The 14,711-nt window shown below is 71.4% G+C and carries 15 protein-coding genes; 1 reads left to right on the top strand and 14 read right to left on the bottom strand.

Features of this window, described 5'->3' with window-relative positions; all coding sequences use genetic code 11:
* Nucleotides 1-66: 66 nt before the first annotated feature.
* Nucleotides 67-906: an NAD(+) diphosphatase gene (gene nudC / locus M6I34_RS15720; RefSeq protein WP_272486757.1), complete on the top strand. Its 840-nt coding sequence runs from the start codon at nucleotides 67-69 to the stop codon at nucleotides 904-906.
* Nucleotides 907-960: 54 nt separating this feature from the next.
* On the opposite strand, the gene M6I34_RS15715 is transcribed toward nudC, so the two are convergent.
* From M6I34_RS15715 to cueR, 14 genes are all read right to left on the bottom strand, one after another.
* Complete coding sequence (locus M6I34_RS15715) at nucleotides 961-1,935, bottom strand: DUF808 domain-containing protein (protein ID WP_272486756.1); 975 nt, start codon at nucleotides 1,933-1,935, stop codon at nucleotides 961-963.
* Nucleotides 1,936-1,968: 33 nt separating this feature from the next.
* Nucleotides 1,969-2,955, bottom strand: coding sequence for a M14 family metallopeptidase (locus tag M6I34_RS15710; protein WP_272486755.1), 987 nt, complete (start codon nucleotides 2,953-2,955; stop codon nucleotides 1,969-1,971).
* Complete coding sequence (locus tag M6I34_RS15705; RefSeq protein WP_272486754.1) at nucleotides 2,948-3,814, bottom strand: N-formylglutamate amidohydrolase; 867 nt, start codon at nucleotides 3,812-3,814, stop codon at nucleotides 2,948-2,950. The genes M6I34_RS15710 and M6I34_RS15705 overlap by 8 nt, the downstream gene beginning before the upstream one ends.
* Nucleotides 3,815-3,847: 33 nt before the next feature.
* Complete coding sequence (locus M6I34_RS15700) at nucleotides 3,848-4,828, bottom strand: ABC transporter ATP-binding protein (protein WP_272486753.1); 981 nt, start codon at nucleotides 4,826-4,828, stop codon at nucleotides 3,848-3,850.
* On the bottom strand, nucleotides 4,825-5,802 hold the full coding sequence (locus M6I34_RS15695; protein WP_272486752.1) for an ABC transporter ATP-binding protein: 978 nt from the start codon (nucleotides 5,800-5,802) through the stop codon (nucleotides 4,825-4,827). The genes M6I34_RS15700 and M6I34_RS15695 overlap by 4 nt, the downstream gene beginning before the upstream one ends.
* Nucleotides 5,802-6,728, bottom strand: coding sequence for an ABC transporter permease (locus M6I34_RS15690; RefSeq protein ID WP_272486751.1), 927 nt, complete (start codon nucleotides 6,726-6,728; stop codon nucleotides 5,802-5,804). Before M6I34_RS15690 ends, M6I34_RS15695 begins: the two co-directional genes overlap by 1 nt.
* Nucleotides 6,725-7,702 carry an ABC transporter permease gene (locus M6I34_RS15685; protein WP_272486750.1) on the bottom strand — a complete coding sequence of 326 codons (978 nt, stop codon included), beginning with the start codon at nucleotides 7,700-7,702 and terminating at the stop codon, nucleotides 6,725-6,727. The genes M6I34_RS15690 and M6I34_RS15685 overlap by 4 nt, the downstream gene beginning before the upstream one ends.
* Before the next feature lie 55 nt (nucleotides 7,703-7,757).
* On the bottom strand, nucleotides 7,758-9,332 hold the full coding sequence (locus tag M6I34_RS15680) for an ABC transporter substrate-binding protein (protein ID WP_272486749.1): 1,575 nt from the start codon (nucleotides 9,330-9,332) through the stop codon (nucleotides 7,758-7,760).
* Between the two features lie 115 nt (nucleotides 9,333-9,447).
* Entirely contained in the window at nucleotides 9,448-10,422 is a 975-nt protein-coding gene (locus M6I34_RS15675) for a cyclase family protein (RefSeq protein ID WP_272486748.1), read from the bottom strand.
* 177 nt (nucleotides 10,423-10,599) lie between these two features.
* Nucleotides 10,600-11,535 (bottom strand): DMT family transporter, encoded by a 936-nt coding sequence (locus M6I34_RS15670; protein WP_272486747.1) that lies wholly within the window; start codon nucleotides 11,533-11,535, stop codon nucleotides 10,600-10,602.
* An 85-nt stretch (nucleotides 11,536-11,620) separates the two neighbouring features.
* Nucleotides 11,621-12,409, bottom strand: a complete 789-nt coding sequence (locus tag M6I34_RS15665; RefSeq protein ID WP_272486746.1) for a 2-keto-4-pentenoate hydratase — start codon at nucleotides 12,407-12,409, stop codon at nucleotides 11,621-11,623.
* Nucleotides 12,406-13,335, bottom strand: coding sequence for a DMT family transporter (locus M6I34_RS15660; RefSeq protein WP_272486745.1), 930 nt, complete (start codon nucleotides 13,333-13,335; stop codon nucleotides 12,406-12,408). Before M6I34_RS15660 ends, M6I34_RS15665 begins: the two co-directional genes overlap by 4 nt.
* 56 nt (nucleotides 13,336-13,391) lie before the next feature.
* On the bottom strand, nucleotides 13,392-14,162 hold the full coding sequence (locus M6I34_RS15655; RefSeq protein ID WP_272486744.1) for an SDR family NAD(P)-dependent oxidoreductase: 771 nt from the start codon (nucleotides 14,160-14,162) through the stop codon (nucleotides 13,392-13,394).
* A gap of 69 nt (nucleotides 14,163-14,231) precedes the next feature.
* The gene (cueR, locus tag M6I34_RS15650) at nucleotides 14,232-14,621 is read right to left on the bottom strand and encodes a Cu(I)-responsive transcriptional regulator (protein WP_272486743.1); all 390 of its coding nucleotides are present in this window, start codon (nucleotides 14,619-14,621) and stop codon (nucleotides 14,232-14,234) included.
* Nucleotides 14,622-14,711: the final 90 nt, after the last annotated feature.

Here is a 14,711-nt window from a genome sequence, read left to right as displayed (position 1 = left end):
CCGGGCTGAGGCGCGGGCGGACCCCGCTCGCCCGGGCGCCGCGGCCGGCCGGAGCATAATGCGCGCATGCTGAAGATTCCCACCGCCTTCGAACACACGCTCGACTTCGAGCTGGACGACGACGCGATCGCGCACGTGTTCGTGCGCGACTCGCTCGTGCAATTCGGCGACTCGCCGGGCGCCTTGCCCTGGCGCTTCTACCGCGAGGCCGGCCTGGTTCCCGGCCGCGTGCACGGCATCGGCCAGCTCGAGGGCCGCCGGCACCTGGCGGTGGCCCTGCCCGACGAGTTCGGCGCCGAGGCCCTGCCCGCCGGTCTGCGCGCGGCCGGCCTGCGCAGCTGGTTCGGCGTGCTCGACGACGTGTCGCTGGCGATCGCGATGCGCGGCGTTCAGCTCGTCGAGTGGGACCGCACCCACCGCTTCTGCGGCGCCTGCGGCACGCCGACCGAGCGGGTCGGGCACGAGCGGGCCCGTCGCTGCCCGGCCTGCGGCCTGAGTTCCTACCCGCGGATCTCGCCGGCGATGATGGCGCTGGTCACGCGCGGCAAGGAGCTTCTGCTCGGCCGCGGGCTCAACTTTCCGCCCGGCCGCTACAGCGCGCTGGCCGGCTTCCTGGAGGCAGGCGAGTCGATCGAGGAAGCGCTGGTGCGCGAGGTGCGCGAGGAGGCCGGCGTCGAGGTCAAGAACCTGCGTTATTTCGCGAGCCAGAGCTGGCCCTTCCCGAACTCTCTGATGATCGCGTTCACCGCCGAATGGGCGGGCGGCGACATCCGCATCGACGAGAACGAGCTGGCCGACGCGCAGTGGTTCCCGATCGACGCGCTGCCCCAGCTGCCGCCCCGGATCAGCATCGCCCGGGCGCTGATCGAGGCCACGGTCGCCGAGCTGGCGGCCGCGCCGGACTAGCGACTAAGCCGGCCGCGCCGGCCCGCCCGGGCTCTTCACCGGGCGGCCAGGGCTTTAGCCGCGCAGCCGCTTCGCCAGGCTCACGACCGCGACGGTGAACGCGCCGGCGGCGATGCCGGCGAGCGCGTCGACCAGGGTCGGTCCGATCGCCGCGACGATTCCGCCGAAACGCTCCGCCAGGCCGGCCACCCAGTGGTGCAGCGGCGGAATCCCGTGGGTCAGGATGCCGCCGCCGACCAGGAACATCGCCGCGGTGCCTGCGACCGACAGCGCCTTCATCAGCCAGGGCGCCGCGCCCAGGATGCCGAAGCCGAGGCTGCGCCGGAACCGCGACCAGGCGCCGTCGCCCGGCCGCCGGCTCAGGTAGAGCCCCGCGTCGTCGAGTTTCACGATGCCGGCCACGATGCCGTAGACGCCGACCGTCATGATCGCCGCGATGCCGGCGAGCACCGTCACTCGGGTGCCGAAGGCCGCGTCGGCCACCGCGCCCAGGGTGATCGCGATGATCTCGGCCGACAGGATGAAGTCGGTGCGGATCGCGCCCGCGATCTTCTGTTTCTCGAAGGCAACCAGGTCGATCGCCGGGTCGCTGATCGCCCTGACCAGCTCGCCGTGCCGCTCGGACTCTCCGCCGTCGCCGTGCGAAAGCTTGTGCCAGACCTTCTCGAAGCCCTCGTAGCAGAGGAACAGGCCGCCCGCCATCAGCAGCGGCGTGACCGCCCAAGGCGCGAAGGCGCTGATCGCGAGCGCCGCCGGCACCAGGATCAGCTTGTTGCGGATCGAGCCCTTGGCCACCGCCCAGACCACCGGCAGCTCCCGGTCGGCCTTCACGCCGGTGACCTGCTGGGCGTTGAGCGCCAGGTCGTCGCCGAGCACGCCGGCTGTCTTCTTGGTGGCGACCTTGGTCAGCGCCGCCACGTCGTCGAGCGCGCCGGCCGCCTTCTTCGCGGTGATCTTGGTCAGGATCGCGACGTCGTCGAGCAGCGTGGCGATGTCGTCGATCAGGGCCAGGAGGCCGGTGCCTGCCATGCGAGCTTCCTTGGTATCCGGGGTGGCGGTCGCTCAGTCGTCGTAGCGACCGAGCCGCACCTGGGTGTTGCCCGGCCGCAGGTGCGCCAGCGAGGGCATCACCAGCACCGTGTGGTCGTAGGGCGCGAGCCAGACCTTGTCGCCGTCCTGCGCGATCGGCGTGCCGGCCTTCTGGACCACGCCCAGCCCCTCGATCGGCACCAGGAAACGGAAGTCGAGGCTGCGCGCCACCACCGGCTCGGTCACCCGGACGACCCGCTGGCGCGCGGGAAGCGGCACCGACAGGTGGGGGGCGACGGCGTCGAAGGGCAGGCTTCCGCTTGCGGCGAGGAAGCGCAGCATCGTGTCGCGGGCCACCGCCTCGGCGCCGCGCTCCCAGTGCTGGCCGCACTCGACCAGCGCCGACTGGCGCGGGCTCGCCGGATCGTTGAAGCCGCCGCGGTCGCGCATCCGCAGGCCGGCGGGGTGGCCGGTGTCGATCAGCAGGTCGGCGGGCATGCCGATGCGGCGGGCGAGCTCCAGGTGCTTGTCGAGCATCCCGCAGACCATGATCGGGCGGCAGGGCTCGTGCATCGAGTGGATGTCGAGCAGGAAGTCGGCCCGGTCGACGAAGGGCTGCAGCTGACGCGCCCTGCGCAGCTCGGCCGAGTCGCGCGGGCCGAACAGCGTGTCGTCGGCCCAGACCCGGTTGAAGTCCTCGTCGATGAAGCGCGACGCGTTCGGGTCGTCGAAGTCGAAGCGGGCGAAGGCCTCGACGTTCGCGAAGGCCAGGATCAGCCGCCCGGCCGCGGGCCGCAGGCCGCTGCGCAGCAGCCAGTCCAGAGCCAGCGCGCCGCAGAATTCGTTGCCGTGCGTGAGCGCCTGCACCATGACCGTGGGGCCCGGGCGTCCGGAGTCGAGCTCGTGAACGTAGTCCACGCCGGTATTGCCGTGGCGCCAGCCCGAGATGTCGGGCGGCGAGATCTCGATCGGGTAGTGGCCGGGCGCGGCGGCGGCGGCCGGGCGGGTCGGTTCAGTCATGGCGATTCGCCTTGGTTCGGGTGTAGTCGAGCAGCGCGTCGACGAGCGTTCGCAGGTTCGCCTGCAGCGCGGCGAAGCCCTCGTTCGGCTCGCGGGTGGCCGGGTCCATGTACAGGCGCTTGTTGATCTCGAGCTGCAGGCTGTGGCGGCCGGCGGCCGGGTCGGAGTATGCGCGAACCAGCTCCACGCCCTTGTACGGGTCGTTGACCTTCACCTCATAGCCCATGCCGGACAGGACCTCGCGCACGAAGGCGGTGAAGCCCGCCTCGCAGGTGCTGCCGTCGCGGTCGCCGAGCACGAAGTCGGCGCGCACCGCGCCGGCGCCGCCTTCGCCCTGCACGCCGGCCACCGGGTTCATCGAGTGGCAGTTCAGGTGGTAGGAGACGCCGAAGCGGGCGTGCGTCGCGTCGATGGCGCCTTGCAGCGCGCGATGGTAGGGGCGGTGGCCGCGCTCGATCCGGTCGAGCACCTCGTCGACGCGCAGCCTGCGGCCGTAGATCGGCCGGCCGTCGTCGAGCGTGCGCCAGACCAGCGCCTTGCCGAGCCGCGCCTTGCCGCTGGGGCGATACTCGTGGGGCCAGCTTCCTCCCTCGATCAGGTCGAGGTCGATGTCGCCGTGGTGGCGGTTCGGGTCCAGCCAGGTGCGCGGAAAGCGCGCCGCGATCAGGCTCACGCCCAGCTCGGTGGCCGGCAGGTAGAGCTCGTCGATGAAGCAGTCCTCACCGTCGCGCAGGTCGAACTCGCTGACGATCGCGTCGAAGTCGGCCGGGAACTCGCGGCCGGAGTGGGGCGAGTCGAGCAGCAGCGGCTCCCGGGGATCGTCGGGACCGTAAAGCGCCAGGGCCTGTTCGGGGGTCATTCCGTGTTCGTTTCCAGGGGGGCGAGGCCGGCGTCAGCCATCGTTCAGGTGGCAGGCCGACCAGCGGCCCGGGGAAGTCTCGCGCAGCACCGGCGCCTGCGCCGCGCAGCGCGGCATCGCCTTCGGGCAGCGGGGATGGAAGTGACAGCCCGGCGGCGGCGCGAGCGGCGACGGGATCTCGCCGCGGATCGGCACGAAGTCGCGCCGCTTGCGGTCGAGCCGCGGCACCTCCTCGAGCAGCGCCTGCGTGTACGGATGGTCGGGCGAATCGAACAGGGTCTCGGTCGCGCCGATCTCGACGACCCGGCCCAGGTACATCACCACCACGCGCTGCGACAGGTGGCGCACCACGCCGAGGTCGTGGCTGATGAACAGGTAGGTGAGGCCGAACTCGTCGCGCAGGTCCATGAACAGGTTCAGCACCTGGGCCTGGATCGACACGTCGAGCGCCGCCACCGCCTCGTCGCAGACCAGGAACTCGGGCTTCACCGCGAGCGCCCGGGCGATGCCGATCCGCGCCCGCTGGCCGCCGGAGAACTGGTGCGGGTAACGGCGAGAGAAGCCCGGGTCGAGCCCGACTCGCCGCAACAGGTCGGCCACGTAGTCCTCGACCTGCCCGCGATCGACGATGCCGTGCACCCGCGGCGCCTCGCCGACGATCTCGGCCACCCGCATGCGCGGGTTCAGCGACGCGAAGGGGTCCTGGAAGATCATCTGGATCGGGGGGCGCCGGCCGCCGCCGGCCTGCAGCGGCCGGCCGCGGTAGCGGACCTCGCCCTCGCTGGGCGCGTGCAGGCCGCAGCCGACGCGCCCGAGCGTGGACTTGCCGCAGCCGGACTCGCCGACCAGCCCCACGACCTCGCCCTCGGCGATCCCGAAGCTGACCCGGTCCACCGCGTGAACGGTCTGCTCGGAAACCCGCGCGCCCAGCATCCGGGCGAGCTTCTCGATCGCGTCGAGCTTCTTCGTGAAGCGCTTCGAGACCGCGCGGAACTCGAGCAAGGGGGCGTTCATGCCGTGGCCTCGGCCAGGGGGAAGTGGCAGCGCACAGCGCGGCCGTCGCCTGCCGCCAGGTCGGGCATCCGTCCGCAGTCGGCGCGGGCCTCCGGGCAGCGTTCGGCGAACGCGCAGCCCGGGCCGAGCCTGAGCACCGACGGGGTCGAGCCGCGGATCTGCCGCAGGCGGGCGCCCGGCCGCGCGCTGGCCGGCACCGAGTCGAGCAGGCCGCGCGTGTACGGGTGGCGAGGCGAGTCGAGCACCTCGGCGCTGCCGCCGGTCTCGACGATCCGCCCGGCGTACATCACCGCGATCCGGTCGGCGAGCCCGGCCACCACGGCGAGGTCGTGGGTGATCCACAGCAGCGCGGTGCCCGACTCGCGCACCAGCTTCTGCATCTCGTGAAGGATCTGGCCTTGCACCGTGACGTCGAGCGCGGTGGTCGGCTCGTCGGCGATGATCAGGTCGGGCTCGTGCAGCAGCGCGATCGCGATCGCCACCCGCTGGCGCATGCCGCCCGAGAACTGGTGCGGGTACTGCTTCAGCCGCTCGGCCGGCGACGCGATGCCCACGCGCTCGAGCGCCCGGACCGCGCGCTCGCGGGCCGCCGCGCGGCTTACCCGGTCGTGCGCGAGCACCGTCTCGACCATCTGGGTCCCGATCGACAGCACCGGGTTCAGCGTCATCATCGGGTCCTGGAAGATCATCGCGATGCGCTTGCCGCGCAGCTTTCTCAGCGACTCTTCCGGCGCGCCGACCAGCTCGGTTCCGTCGAACGCGATGCTGCCGGCGGCGACGCGGCCCGGCGGGTCGATCAGGCCGAGGATCGAGAAGCCGGTCACCGACTTGCCCGAGCCCGATTCGCCGACCAGGCCCAGCACCTCGCCGCGGGCGATCTCGAAGCCGACGTCGGCCACCGCAGGCAGGATGCCGTCGCGGGTAGCGAACTCGGTGCGCAGGCCGCTCACGCGCAGCAGGGGAGCGTTCGCCATCACTTGGCCAGCCGCGGGTTCAGCACGTCGCGCAACTGGTCGCCGACCAGGTTGATCGACAGGATCGTGAGCAGCAGCGCCACGCCCGGGTAGACGCTGATCCAGTACTTGCCCGACAGCAGGTACTCGTAGCCGGTGGCGATCAGCAGGCCGAGCGAGGGCTCGGTGGCGGGCAGGCCCAGCCCAAGGAAGGACAGCGTGGCCTCGAGCGCGATCGCGTGCGCGACCTGCACCGTGCCGACCACGATCAGCGGCGGCAGCGCGTTCGGCAGCAGGTGGCGCAGCACGATGCGCGCGCCCGACAGGCCCAGCGCGCGCGCCGCCTCGACGTACTCCTTGTTGCGCTCGACCAGCGCGGCCGAGCGCGCGGTGCGCGCGTAGTAGGCCCACTGGACCGTGACCAGCGCCACGATGATCTTGTCCACACCGGTGCCGAGCACCGCGAGCAGCACCAGCGCGACCAGGATCGCGGGGAAGCCGAGCTGGATGTCGACGATCCGCATGACCACCTGCTCGAAGCGCCCGCCCAGGTAGGCGGCGAGCACGCCGGCCAGGCTGCCGATCGCCAGCGCGAGCAGGCCGCTCGCCACGCCCACGTACAGCGACACCCGCAGGCCGTGGAAGATCGCCGACAGCATGTCGCGCCCCTGGCCGTCGGTCCCGAGCAGGTAGGTGACGCCCGACATGCCCTGCTCGCCGGGAGCCAGCCGCGAGTCGAGAAGGTCGAGGCTGGCCAGGTCGTACGGATCCTGCGGCGACAGCCAGGGCGCGAACACGGCCACGAACAGGATGGCCAGCAGCATCGCGAGGCCGGCCAGCGCGACGCGGCTCTCGGCGAACTGTCGCCAGAACCTGCGCAGCGGCGATTCGCCGCGCGCGGCCGGCGCCGCGCCTGCCGGCGAAGGGGAGGGCGCGCCCGCGCTCATCCCTTCGCCTCCGACAGGCGCACCCGCGGGTCGAGCACCGAGTACAGGATGTCGACGACCAGGTTGATGACGATGAACATGAACACCACCACCATCAGGTACGCCACGACCACCGGCCGGTCGAGCTGGAAGATCGAGTCGATGACCAGCTTGCCCATGCCGGGCCAGGCGAAGATCGTCTCGGTGACGATCGCGTAGGCGATCACCGAGCCGAGCTCCAGGCCGATCACGGTGACCAGCGGGATCAGGATGTTCTTCAGCAGGTGCACGCCGACCACGCGGGTGCGCGACAGCCCCTTGGCCCGCGCGAAGCGGATGTAGTCGAGCAGGCTCTGCTCGCGCACCTGCGCGCGGGTGAGCCGGGTGATCAGCGAGAGCTTGAGCAGCGCCAGGTTGGCGGCCGGCAGCAGCGCGTGGCGCAGTCCCTCCCAGTGCAGGATCGACAGCTGCATGCCGAGGAATTCGCTGGTCGGGCCGCGGCCGGTCGAGGGCAGCCAGCCCAGCGTGACCGCGAACACCAGGATCAGCATCAGGCCGACCCAGAAGGTCGGCAGCGAGAAGCCGAGGATCGAGCCGGCCATGATCGCGCGGGCGCCCCAGCCGTTGGGCCGAAGGCCCGCATACAGCCCGAGCGGGATGCCGATCGCGATCGCGATCAGCATCGCCAGCACCGCCAGCTCGAGCGTGGCGGGCATCCGCTCGAAGATCACCTCGAGCGCCGGCCGCGCGTACACGAAGGAGTCGCCGAGATTGCCGCTGGCGGTGCCCTTCAGGAAGATCCAGTACTGCTCGAGCACCGGCTTGTCCAGGCCCAGCGCCGCGCGGGCGCGGTCCTTCTCGATCTGGTCGGCCGTGGGGTTGACCAGGATCTCGACCGGGTCGCCGACCAGGTAGAGCCCGCCGAATACCAGCACGCTGGTGACGAACAGCACCAGCAGCGTCTGGGCCAGGCGACGCAGGACGAAGACGGTCATCGCGGCGCGAAGGGTCCGGGTGCGGCGCCGGCTTGCGGGGGCCGGCGCCCGGCTCTCACTTGGCCGGCACCACGTCGTAGGCCAGCGTGTACTGGTCGGCGCGCGCCCGGTAGCTCAGCCCCTTGCGCGTGCCCCAGGTGCTCACCTCGTAGTGCACCGGCACCAGGCCCATCAGCTCGATCGCCTTCTCGCTGGCGGCCGCCAGCATCAGCCCGCGCTTGGTGTCGTCGATCGTCGTGAGCGCGGTGGTGATCAGCGCGTCGAGGCCGGCGTCGGAGAAGCGGCCGCGGTTCGCCGCGCCCATGCCGGCGGCCCGGTCGTAGGTGCCCAGCAGCGAGCGCAGCGGCGAGCTGGTGTCGCCCGATTCGGCGCCCCAGCCCGCCAGAAGGAACGAGAACTCGAGCTTGGAGCCGCGCGAGAAGAACACGTTCGACGGCATCGTCTCGAGCTTGGTCTGGATGCCGTTGCGGGTCAGGAACTGGGCGATCGCCTGGGCGATCGCGGCGTCGTTGATGTAGCGGTTGTTCGGCGCATGCAGCGTCAGCCCGAAACCGTTCGGATAGCCGGCCTCGGCGAGCAGCTTCTTCGCGCCGGCAGGATCGTACTTTTCGGCCTTGAGCTTCTGGCTGGTGCCGAAGAACTGCTCGGCGAGCAGCTGTCCGGCGGGCACCGACTGGCCCTCCATGATGCGCGAGGCGATCGCGTCGCGGTCGATCATCTTGCTGATCGCGCGGCGCACGCGCGGATCGCGCAGCGGGTTGGCCTCCATCGGCTTGCCGTCGGCGGTGGTCACGAACGGCGAGTTCGTCTCGCGTCCGCTGTCCATGTGCAGGTAGATCAGCCGGTTGGACACCGCCGAGGACAGCGCGACGCGGGCGTCCTTCTTCAGCTTCGGGATGTCGGCGGTCGGCACGTTCTCGATCATCTGCACGTCGCCGGCCAGCAGCGCGGCCACGCGTGCCGGCGCGCTGGTGATCATCTTGAACTGCACCTTCGCCCAGTGCGGCTTCTTGCCCCAGTAGGCATCGTTGCGGGTGAAGGCGACGCGGTCGCCGGCCACGTACTCGGCGAAGCGGAACGGCCCGGTGCCGATCATCGCCTTGCCGGAGTTGAAGTCCTCGGTCTTGGCGGTCTCGGCCACCGACTTCGGCAGGATCAGCACCGAGCTCAGGTCGCTGGGCAGCAGCGGGTGGGCGGTGGCGGTCTTCAGGCGCAGCGTGTGCTTGTCGAGCGCGTCGATCGACGTGATCTGCCGCACGAACACCGCGAACGAGGCCGGGCTGTTGGGCACGCCCGGCACGCGCTTGAAGGTGGCGATCACGTCGTCGGCGGTGAACTCCGAGCCGTCGTGCCACTTGACGCCCTTGCGCAGCTTGATTTCCCACTCGGTGTCGGACAGCGCCTTCCAGGACTCCGCCAGGCCCGGCAGCTTGCGCTGCGCCTCGTCGGTGCGCACCAGGGTCTCGAAGACGTGGCGCGCCATCGCGTTGTTCGGCGACAGGTTGTGGAAGTGGGGATCCAGCGTGGTGATCGGCGTCGACAGCCCGATCGTCAGGTTCTGGGCGGAAACGGTGCCGGCGGCCAGGGCCAGCGCCAGCGCGGGCAGCCAGCGAGCGAGACGTCCGATCATGATGGGGTTCCTGAAAGGGGCGACGGCGCGAGCATAAACCGGAAGCGGCGCCGTCGGTTCAGCCGGGGCGAAAGATCCGCGGCGAGCCGACGGAGCCGGCCGCCGCGCGCGCCGGTCAGCGGATCGCGACCGGGTTGATCATCGACTGGACCGCGCCCTTGTACTTGTTGTGGCCCAGCACGAACATGAACTCGTAGGCCTTGTCCTTGGCCAGCGGCGCGGTGTTCATGTTCTCGAGGATGTAGGTGCCGGTCTTGGTCAGAAGGATCTGGTGCACCTCGAACACGCCGACGCCCTGCTCGAAGGGCAGCACCTCCAGGCCCCAGGTGTCCGCGCCGATCGCGACCACGCCCTTGCCGGTCAGGTACAGCGCGCCTTCCTTGCCGAGGCCGGGCTCGACGCTGCCGTAGCGCTTCGGGTCCTTGTCGATCAGGCTGAGCCAGCCGGTGTGGAAGAGCACCACGTCGCCCTCGCGGATCTCGACGCCCTGCTTCTTCGCGGCGCCCTCGATCTCGGCCTTGTTGAAGGGGGTGCCTTCCTTGACCACGTCGACCCCGAAATAGGCGGCCATGTCGAGCAGCACGCCGCGGGTGACCATCGGCGGGATCTTCTCGATGCCGTACTTCTTCAGGCCGGTCGAATCGACGAAGTCCTTCGCGTGCACGCCGTTGTAGTACACGTTGTCGATGCCGATGTGGCCCAGGCCGTCGAGCTGGCTGCCGATGCCGACCCAGCAGTTCAGGATGTCGTCGTTGTAGCTGGTCTTGGTGGGGCCGAGCGTGGCGCCGGCATGCTGGCCGGGCTGCACGATGTACAGCTTGCAGCCGCGCGGCGGGAAGGCCGGCGTGTCGGGCGTGACCTCGATGCCCAGCGAATAGACCTTGCCGGTCTTGACCAGCTTGGCGGCCGCGGCCACGCGCTCGGGCGTCATGTAGTTGGCCGCGCCGATCTCGTCGTTGGCGCCCCACTTGGACGGGAACCAGTTCGCCTGCTGCGCGAAGGCGAGCGAAGCGGCGAGGCCCAGGCTGGCGCCCAGGCCCGCGATGACGGCGGTACGTGTCTTCCTCGTACGTGTCTTCCTCGACTGCATGGCAATCCTCCTCGGTGGTTGTCGTTGTCCCGCCTTCCTGGCACCGGCTGCACGGGGTGCGCGGCGAGGGCGGTCTGCCGGATGATCGGGGCAGCGGCGAGGTGCGTCAATCTCCGGATGCGGGGCCGGGAAACGCCGGCCGCACCGATCAGGGGAATTACGGGACGGGGCCGCGTTTCAGCGCTTCAGGCGGTGCCACTGCATGACCAGCACGCCGGCGAGCACCAGCGCGCCGCCGAGCACCTGGCCGGCGGTCGGCACGAAGCCGAACATCATCGAGATCAGCACGCCGAAGACCGGCACCGTGTTCTGCCAGAGCACCCCGGCCGCCAGCCCGACCCGCGACACGCCGACGTTCCACAGCAGGCCGCCGAGCGCGGTCGAGAAGGTGCCGGTCACGCCGAGCCACAGCAGCGCCTCGGCGTCCGGGGAGAGGTTGGGCGGCGGCGCGATGCCGACGGCGTGGATCAGCGCCCAGCAGGGCAACAGCCAGAAGGCCGCGCCCAGCGTGGCGCTCCAGGTGCGCCGCAGCTGCGGCACCTCGGGGCCGAACCAGCGCTGCGCGTAAAGGGAGTAGGCGGTCCAGCAGCCGAAGGCCAGCACGATCAGCAGCTCGCCGCCCTGCAGCCGCATCGCGCCGCCGTCCGCCCGGCTCCACACCGCGATCGCGCCGCCGACCAGCGTGAGCGCCACCGCCGGCACGAAGCCGCGCTCGAGCGGCGAGCCGGTGAGCAGCCGCATCGTGACTGCGCCGTAGACCGGCGCGCCGGCCATGATCGCGGCGGCGGTGATCGTGTTCGTGTAGCGAAGGCCGAGGTTGTACAGGATGAAGAAGCCCGCCATCGCTGCCGACATCGCGGCCAGCCTGCCGAGGCCGATCGGCAGCGCCAGCCTGCGCCAGCCGAGCATCAGCACCACGGCGATCGCCAGCACCACCGAGGCCACGCTGGCGCGCAGGAAGCCCAGGAAGAACGGATCGAAGCTGCGGAACAGGATCGCGGTGAGCGGGATGTTCGCGCCCCAGCAGACGCTGGTCGCGAAATAGGCGAGCGTGCCCGACGCGAGCGAGCCCGCGGCGACGGCGCCGGGCGTCGGCGAGGCCGTGCCGCTCACGATCGCGCCCCGGACGCGCCGATCACGGCCTCGCTCCGTTCGCGCAGAGCACGGCTTTCCTGCGACGCTGCCGACCGGTTGTGCATCATTCGGCGAAGCGCACGTCGACGGTGCCGAGCGCGCCGAAGTCGGCCACCAGGTGGTCGCCGGGCTGGATCTCGAGCGGCGGCAGGCAGGTGCCGGTCGTGACCACCTGCCCGGCCTCCAGCGGGATGCCCTGCGCCGACAGCTCGTCGACCAGCCAGGCGAGCGCCAGACGCGGATCGCCGAGCACGTTGCTGCCTATCCCATCGCGGGTGTAGCGGCCGCCGACCGCCGCCCGGACCTGCCAGGCGGCGAGGTCGGCGTCGCGCCAGCTCTCCGGCGCGGGCTTGCCCGGCACGAAGCGCCAGGCGCAGGCGTTGTCGGCGATCAGCTGCGGGGCGCCGGCGCGCTCGAAGGGCTCGAAGCGCGAGTCGGGGATCTCGATCGACGGCAGCAGCGCGTCGACCGCTTCGAGCAGCTCGCCGCTGCGCCAGGGGGCATCGCGAGGTTCCAGCGTGCGGCCGATCCGGAAGGCGAACTCGACTTCGGCGACCCGCATCCGGTTGCCGGCCAGAGAGACCGTGTCGCCGGGCGCGTGGATCCGGTCGGCGAAGATGCGCCCGCCCAGCGGGCCGTCGACCCCGATGTGCTGCTGGCCGGCGACGCTGGTGGCGGCGATTTTCCAGCCCCAGCCGCGGCCCGCCAGCGCGAGCAGTTCGGACTGGATCCGGTAGCCGTCGGCGCGGCTGTCGGGACGGCAGGCCTCGGGCAGCGCAGCCAGGGTGCCCGCGGTGCGCCAGGCCTTCCAGAGCAGGCCGGCGGCCTGCTTCGCGGCGTCGTCGTCGATCATCGTGTCGCTCCTTTCGTTTGCGCCTGCGCCTGCGCCGCGGCGCCGGCCGTCGGCGCGGCGAGCTTCGCCGGCGCGCGCGCCGGCAGCAGGATCAGCGCAGCCGCCGCCAGCACCGCGGCGAAGCCGGCGAGATCGAGCGCGCCGGGCCGGTCGCCGACCAGCATCATCGCACCGAGCACGCCGACCACCGGGATCATCAGCGTGGTCAGCGCCGAGGTCGACGCGCTGGTGCGCTCGAGCATCCGGAACCAGAGCAGGTAGGCGAGCGCGGTGGCGAGCAGCACGTGAAAGGCCAGCGCGCCCGCCACCTGCGCGTCGAAGCGCGCGAGCCTGGGCGTTTCGCCGCTGGCCAGCAGGCCGATGCCGGCGCAGGCGGCGCCGACCGCGAGCTGCCAGCCGGTCGCGACGATGCGGTCGCCGGCGATCGGCCTGAACTTCAGGTAGACGGTGCCCGCAGCCCAGCCGAGCGCGGCGACCAGCGGGTAGACGAGGCCGCGCGCCGAGCCGCCGGCGGCGAACACCGGCCAGGCGAGCAGCGCGATACCGGCGCTGCCGCAGGCCAGCGCGATCGCCTTGCGCCGGTCGATCCGCTCGCCGAGCAGCAGCCAGGCGAACAGCGCGGTCCAGATCGGCATCGTGAAGGTGAGGACCGCGGCGCGCGAGGTGCTGGTGTTCAGCTGCGCGAACGCGGTGGCCACGTTGAATACCGCGATGTTCAGCACGCCCGCGATCGCGATCCGCGGCGCCATGCCCGGTGCCGCGCGCAGCGAGCGCCCGAGGGCCTTCGCGATCGCGAGCAGCAGGATCGCTCCGCAGGCCAGGCCGGCGCCGCGCAGCGTCCAGGGCGGCAGGGCGCTCAGCGCGATACGGACCGCGGGCCAGTTCAGGCCCCACAGCAACGCCAGCACGACGGGAACGATCCTCATCGCGGCATTCTAGGCCGCGCAAGGCGCCGGGACGGCGTCGATGCGTTCCGATCGGTTCAGAGCGCGGTGTAGCCGCCGTCGACCAGGTGGTAGCTGCCGGTGATGAAGCTCGCCCGATCCGAGAGCAGGAATGCGGTCAGTTCGGCGACCTCCTTCGCACGCCCCAGGCGGCCCACCGGATGCAGCCCGACCAGGTATTCCTTGGTGGCCGCGTCCAGCACGTTCAGCAACGGGGTGTCGATGTAGGCCGGGCCGACCGAGTTGATCCGGATGCCCTGCTTCGCGTACTCGGCGGCAGCGCTCTTGGTCATGCCCACGACGCCGTGCTTGGCGGCCACGTAGGCGGAGCTGTTGGGCGTGCCGACCGAGCCGAGGATGGAGGCCATGTTCACGATCGCGCCGCCGCCCGCGGCCAGCATCGCCGGGATCTCGTACCTCATCGAGTAGAAGACGCTGTTCAGGTTGACCGCGATCACCCTGTGCCAGGCGTCGAGCGGCTGGTCGGCGAGCGGCGCGAGCGCGCCCCCGATGCCGGCATTGTTCACCGCCAGGTGCAGCCCGCCGAAGCGCTCGACCGCGGCGTCGACCATGGCCTTCACCGCGGTCGGATCCGAGACGTCGACCCGGTGGGCGAGCGCTGCGCCGCCGGTCTTCGCGATGCGCTCGGCGACCGCATTGGCGCCCTCGGCGTCGTGGTCGGCCACCAGCACCGATGCGCCGCCGGCGGCCAGCAGCTCGGCCACCGCGGCCCCGATGCCCGACGCCGCGCCGGTGACGATCGCGACCTTGCCGGCAAACTCCTTCGTATCGTGCGTCCTGTCCGTCATTTTCTGCTCCTTCTCCTGGGGTCCGGAGAGAATTGTCCCGGCGGGCGATGACAACTTGCAGGCTGCGGATCACTCGCCGGCCAGGCCGTCGAGGATCGGGCAGTCGGGCCGGTGGTCGCCGTGGCAGGCCTCGGCGAGCGAGGCCAGCGTGGCGCGCATGCTGCGCAGTTCGGCGATGCGCGCATCGAGTTCGCGGATGTGCGATTCGGCGAGCGCCTTGACCTCGCCGCTGGGCCTGCCGCGGTCGCGCCACAGGTCGAGCAGTACGGCGATCTGCGCAATGCCGAAGCCGAGCTGGCGGGCCTGCCTGACGAATCGCAGCGTGTGAAGGTCCGCTGCCACGTACTGCCGGTAGCCGGAAAAGCTTCGCTGCGCGGCGGGCAGCAGCCCGATCTCCTCGTAGTGGCGGATCATCTTCGCGCTGACGCCGGTGGCCTGCGACGCCTGGCCGATGTTCATCGGGCCTGCATCGACGGCGCGCGGCGGGCTTGCGGCCGCGGCGCGCGCGGCCGCGGGCTGCGACTTCCCAGGGGCCTCGGGCCGCGACCG

It is taken from the genome of Zeimonas sediminis (assembly GCF_023721795.1).
Lineage (GTDB): Bacteria > Pseudomonadota > Gammaproteobacteria > Burkholderiales > Burkholderiaceae_E > Zeimonas > Zeimonas sediminis.
This window is presented reverse-complemented; position numbering and strand designations above follow the sequence as displayed.

Excerpts from the sequence above, each read along its gene's own strand:
- nudC (WP_272486757.1), top strand. The coding sequence starts at position 67 with ATGCTGAAGATTCCCACCGCCTTCGAACACACGCTCGACTTCGAGCTG.
- M6I34_RS15715 (WP_272486756.1), bottom strand. The coding sequence starts at position 1,935 with ATGGCAGGCACCGGCCTCCTGGCCCTGATCGACGACATCGCCACGCTG.
- M6I34_RS15710 (WP_272486755.1), bottom strand. The coding sequence starts at position 2,955 with ATGACTGAACCGACCCGCCCGGCCGCCGCCGCCGCGCCCGGCCACTAC.
- M6I34_RS15705 (WP_272486754.1), bottom strand. The coding sequence starts at position 3,814 with ATGACCCCCGAACAGGCCCTGGCGCTTTACGGTCCCGACGATCCCCGG.
- M6I34_RS15700 (WP_272486753.1), bottom strand. The coding sequence starts at position 4,828 with ATGAACGCCCCCTTGCTCGAGTTCCGCGCGGTCTCGAAGCGCTTCACG.
- M6I34_RS15695 (WP_272486752.1), bottom strand. The coding sequence starts at position 5,802 with ATGGCGAACGCTCCCCTGCTGCGCGTGAGCGGCCTGCGCACCGAGTTC.
- M6I34_RS15690 (WP_272486751.1), bottom strand. The coding sequence starts at position 6,728 with ATGAGCGCGGGCGCGCCCTCCCCTTCGCCGGCAGGCGCGGCGCCGGCC.
- M6I34_RS15685 (WP_272486750.1), bottom strand. The coding sequence starts at position 7,702 with ATGACCGTCTTCGTCCTGCGTCGCCTGGCCCAGACGCTGCTGGTGCTG.
- M6I34_RS15680 (WP_272486749.1), bottom strand. The coding sequence starts at position 9,332 with ATGATCGGACGTCTCGCTCGCTGGCTGCCCGCGCTGGCGCTGGCCCTG.
- M6I34_RS15675 (WP_272486748.1), bottom strand. The coding sequence starts at position 10,422 with ATGCAGTCGAGGAAGACACGTACGAGGAAGACACGTACCGCCGTCATC.
- M6I34_RS15665 (WP_272486746.1), bottom strand. The coding sequence starts at position 12,409 with ATGATCGACGACGACGCCGCGAAGCAGGCCGCCGGCCTGCTCTGGAAG.
- M6I34_RS15660 (WP_272486745.1), bottom strand. The coding sequence starts at position 13,335 with ATGAGGATCGTTCCCGTCGTGCTGGCGTTGCTGTGGGGCCTGAACTGG.
- M6I34_RS15655 (WP_272486744.1), bottom strand. The coding sequence starts at position 14,162 with ATGACGGACAGGACGCACGATACGAAGGAGTTTGCCGGCAAGGTCGCG.
- cueR (WP_272486743.1), bottom strand. The coding sequence starts at position 14,621 with ATGAACATCGGCCAGGCGTCGCAGGCCACCGGCGTCAGCGCGAAGATG.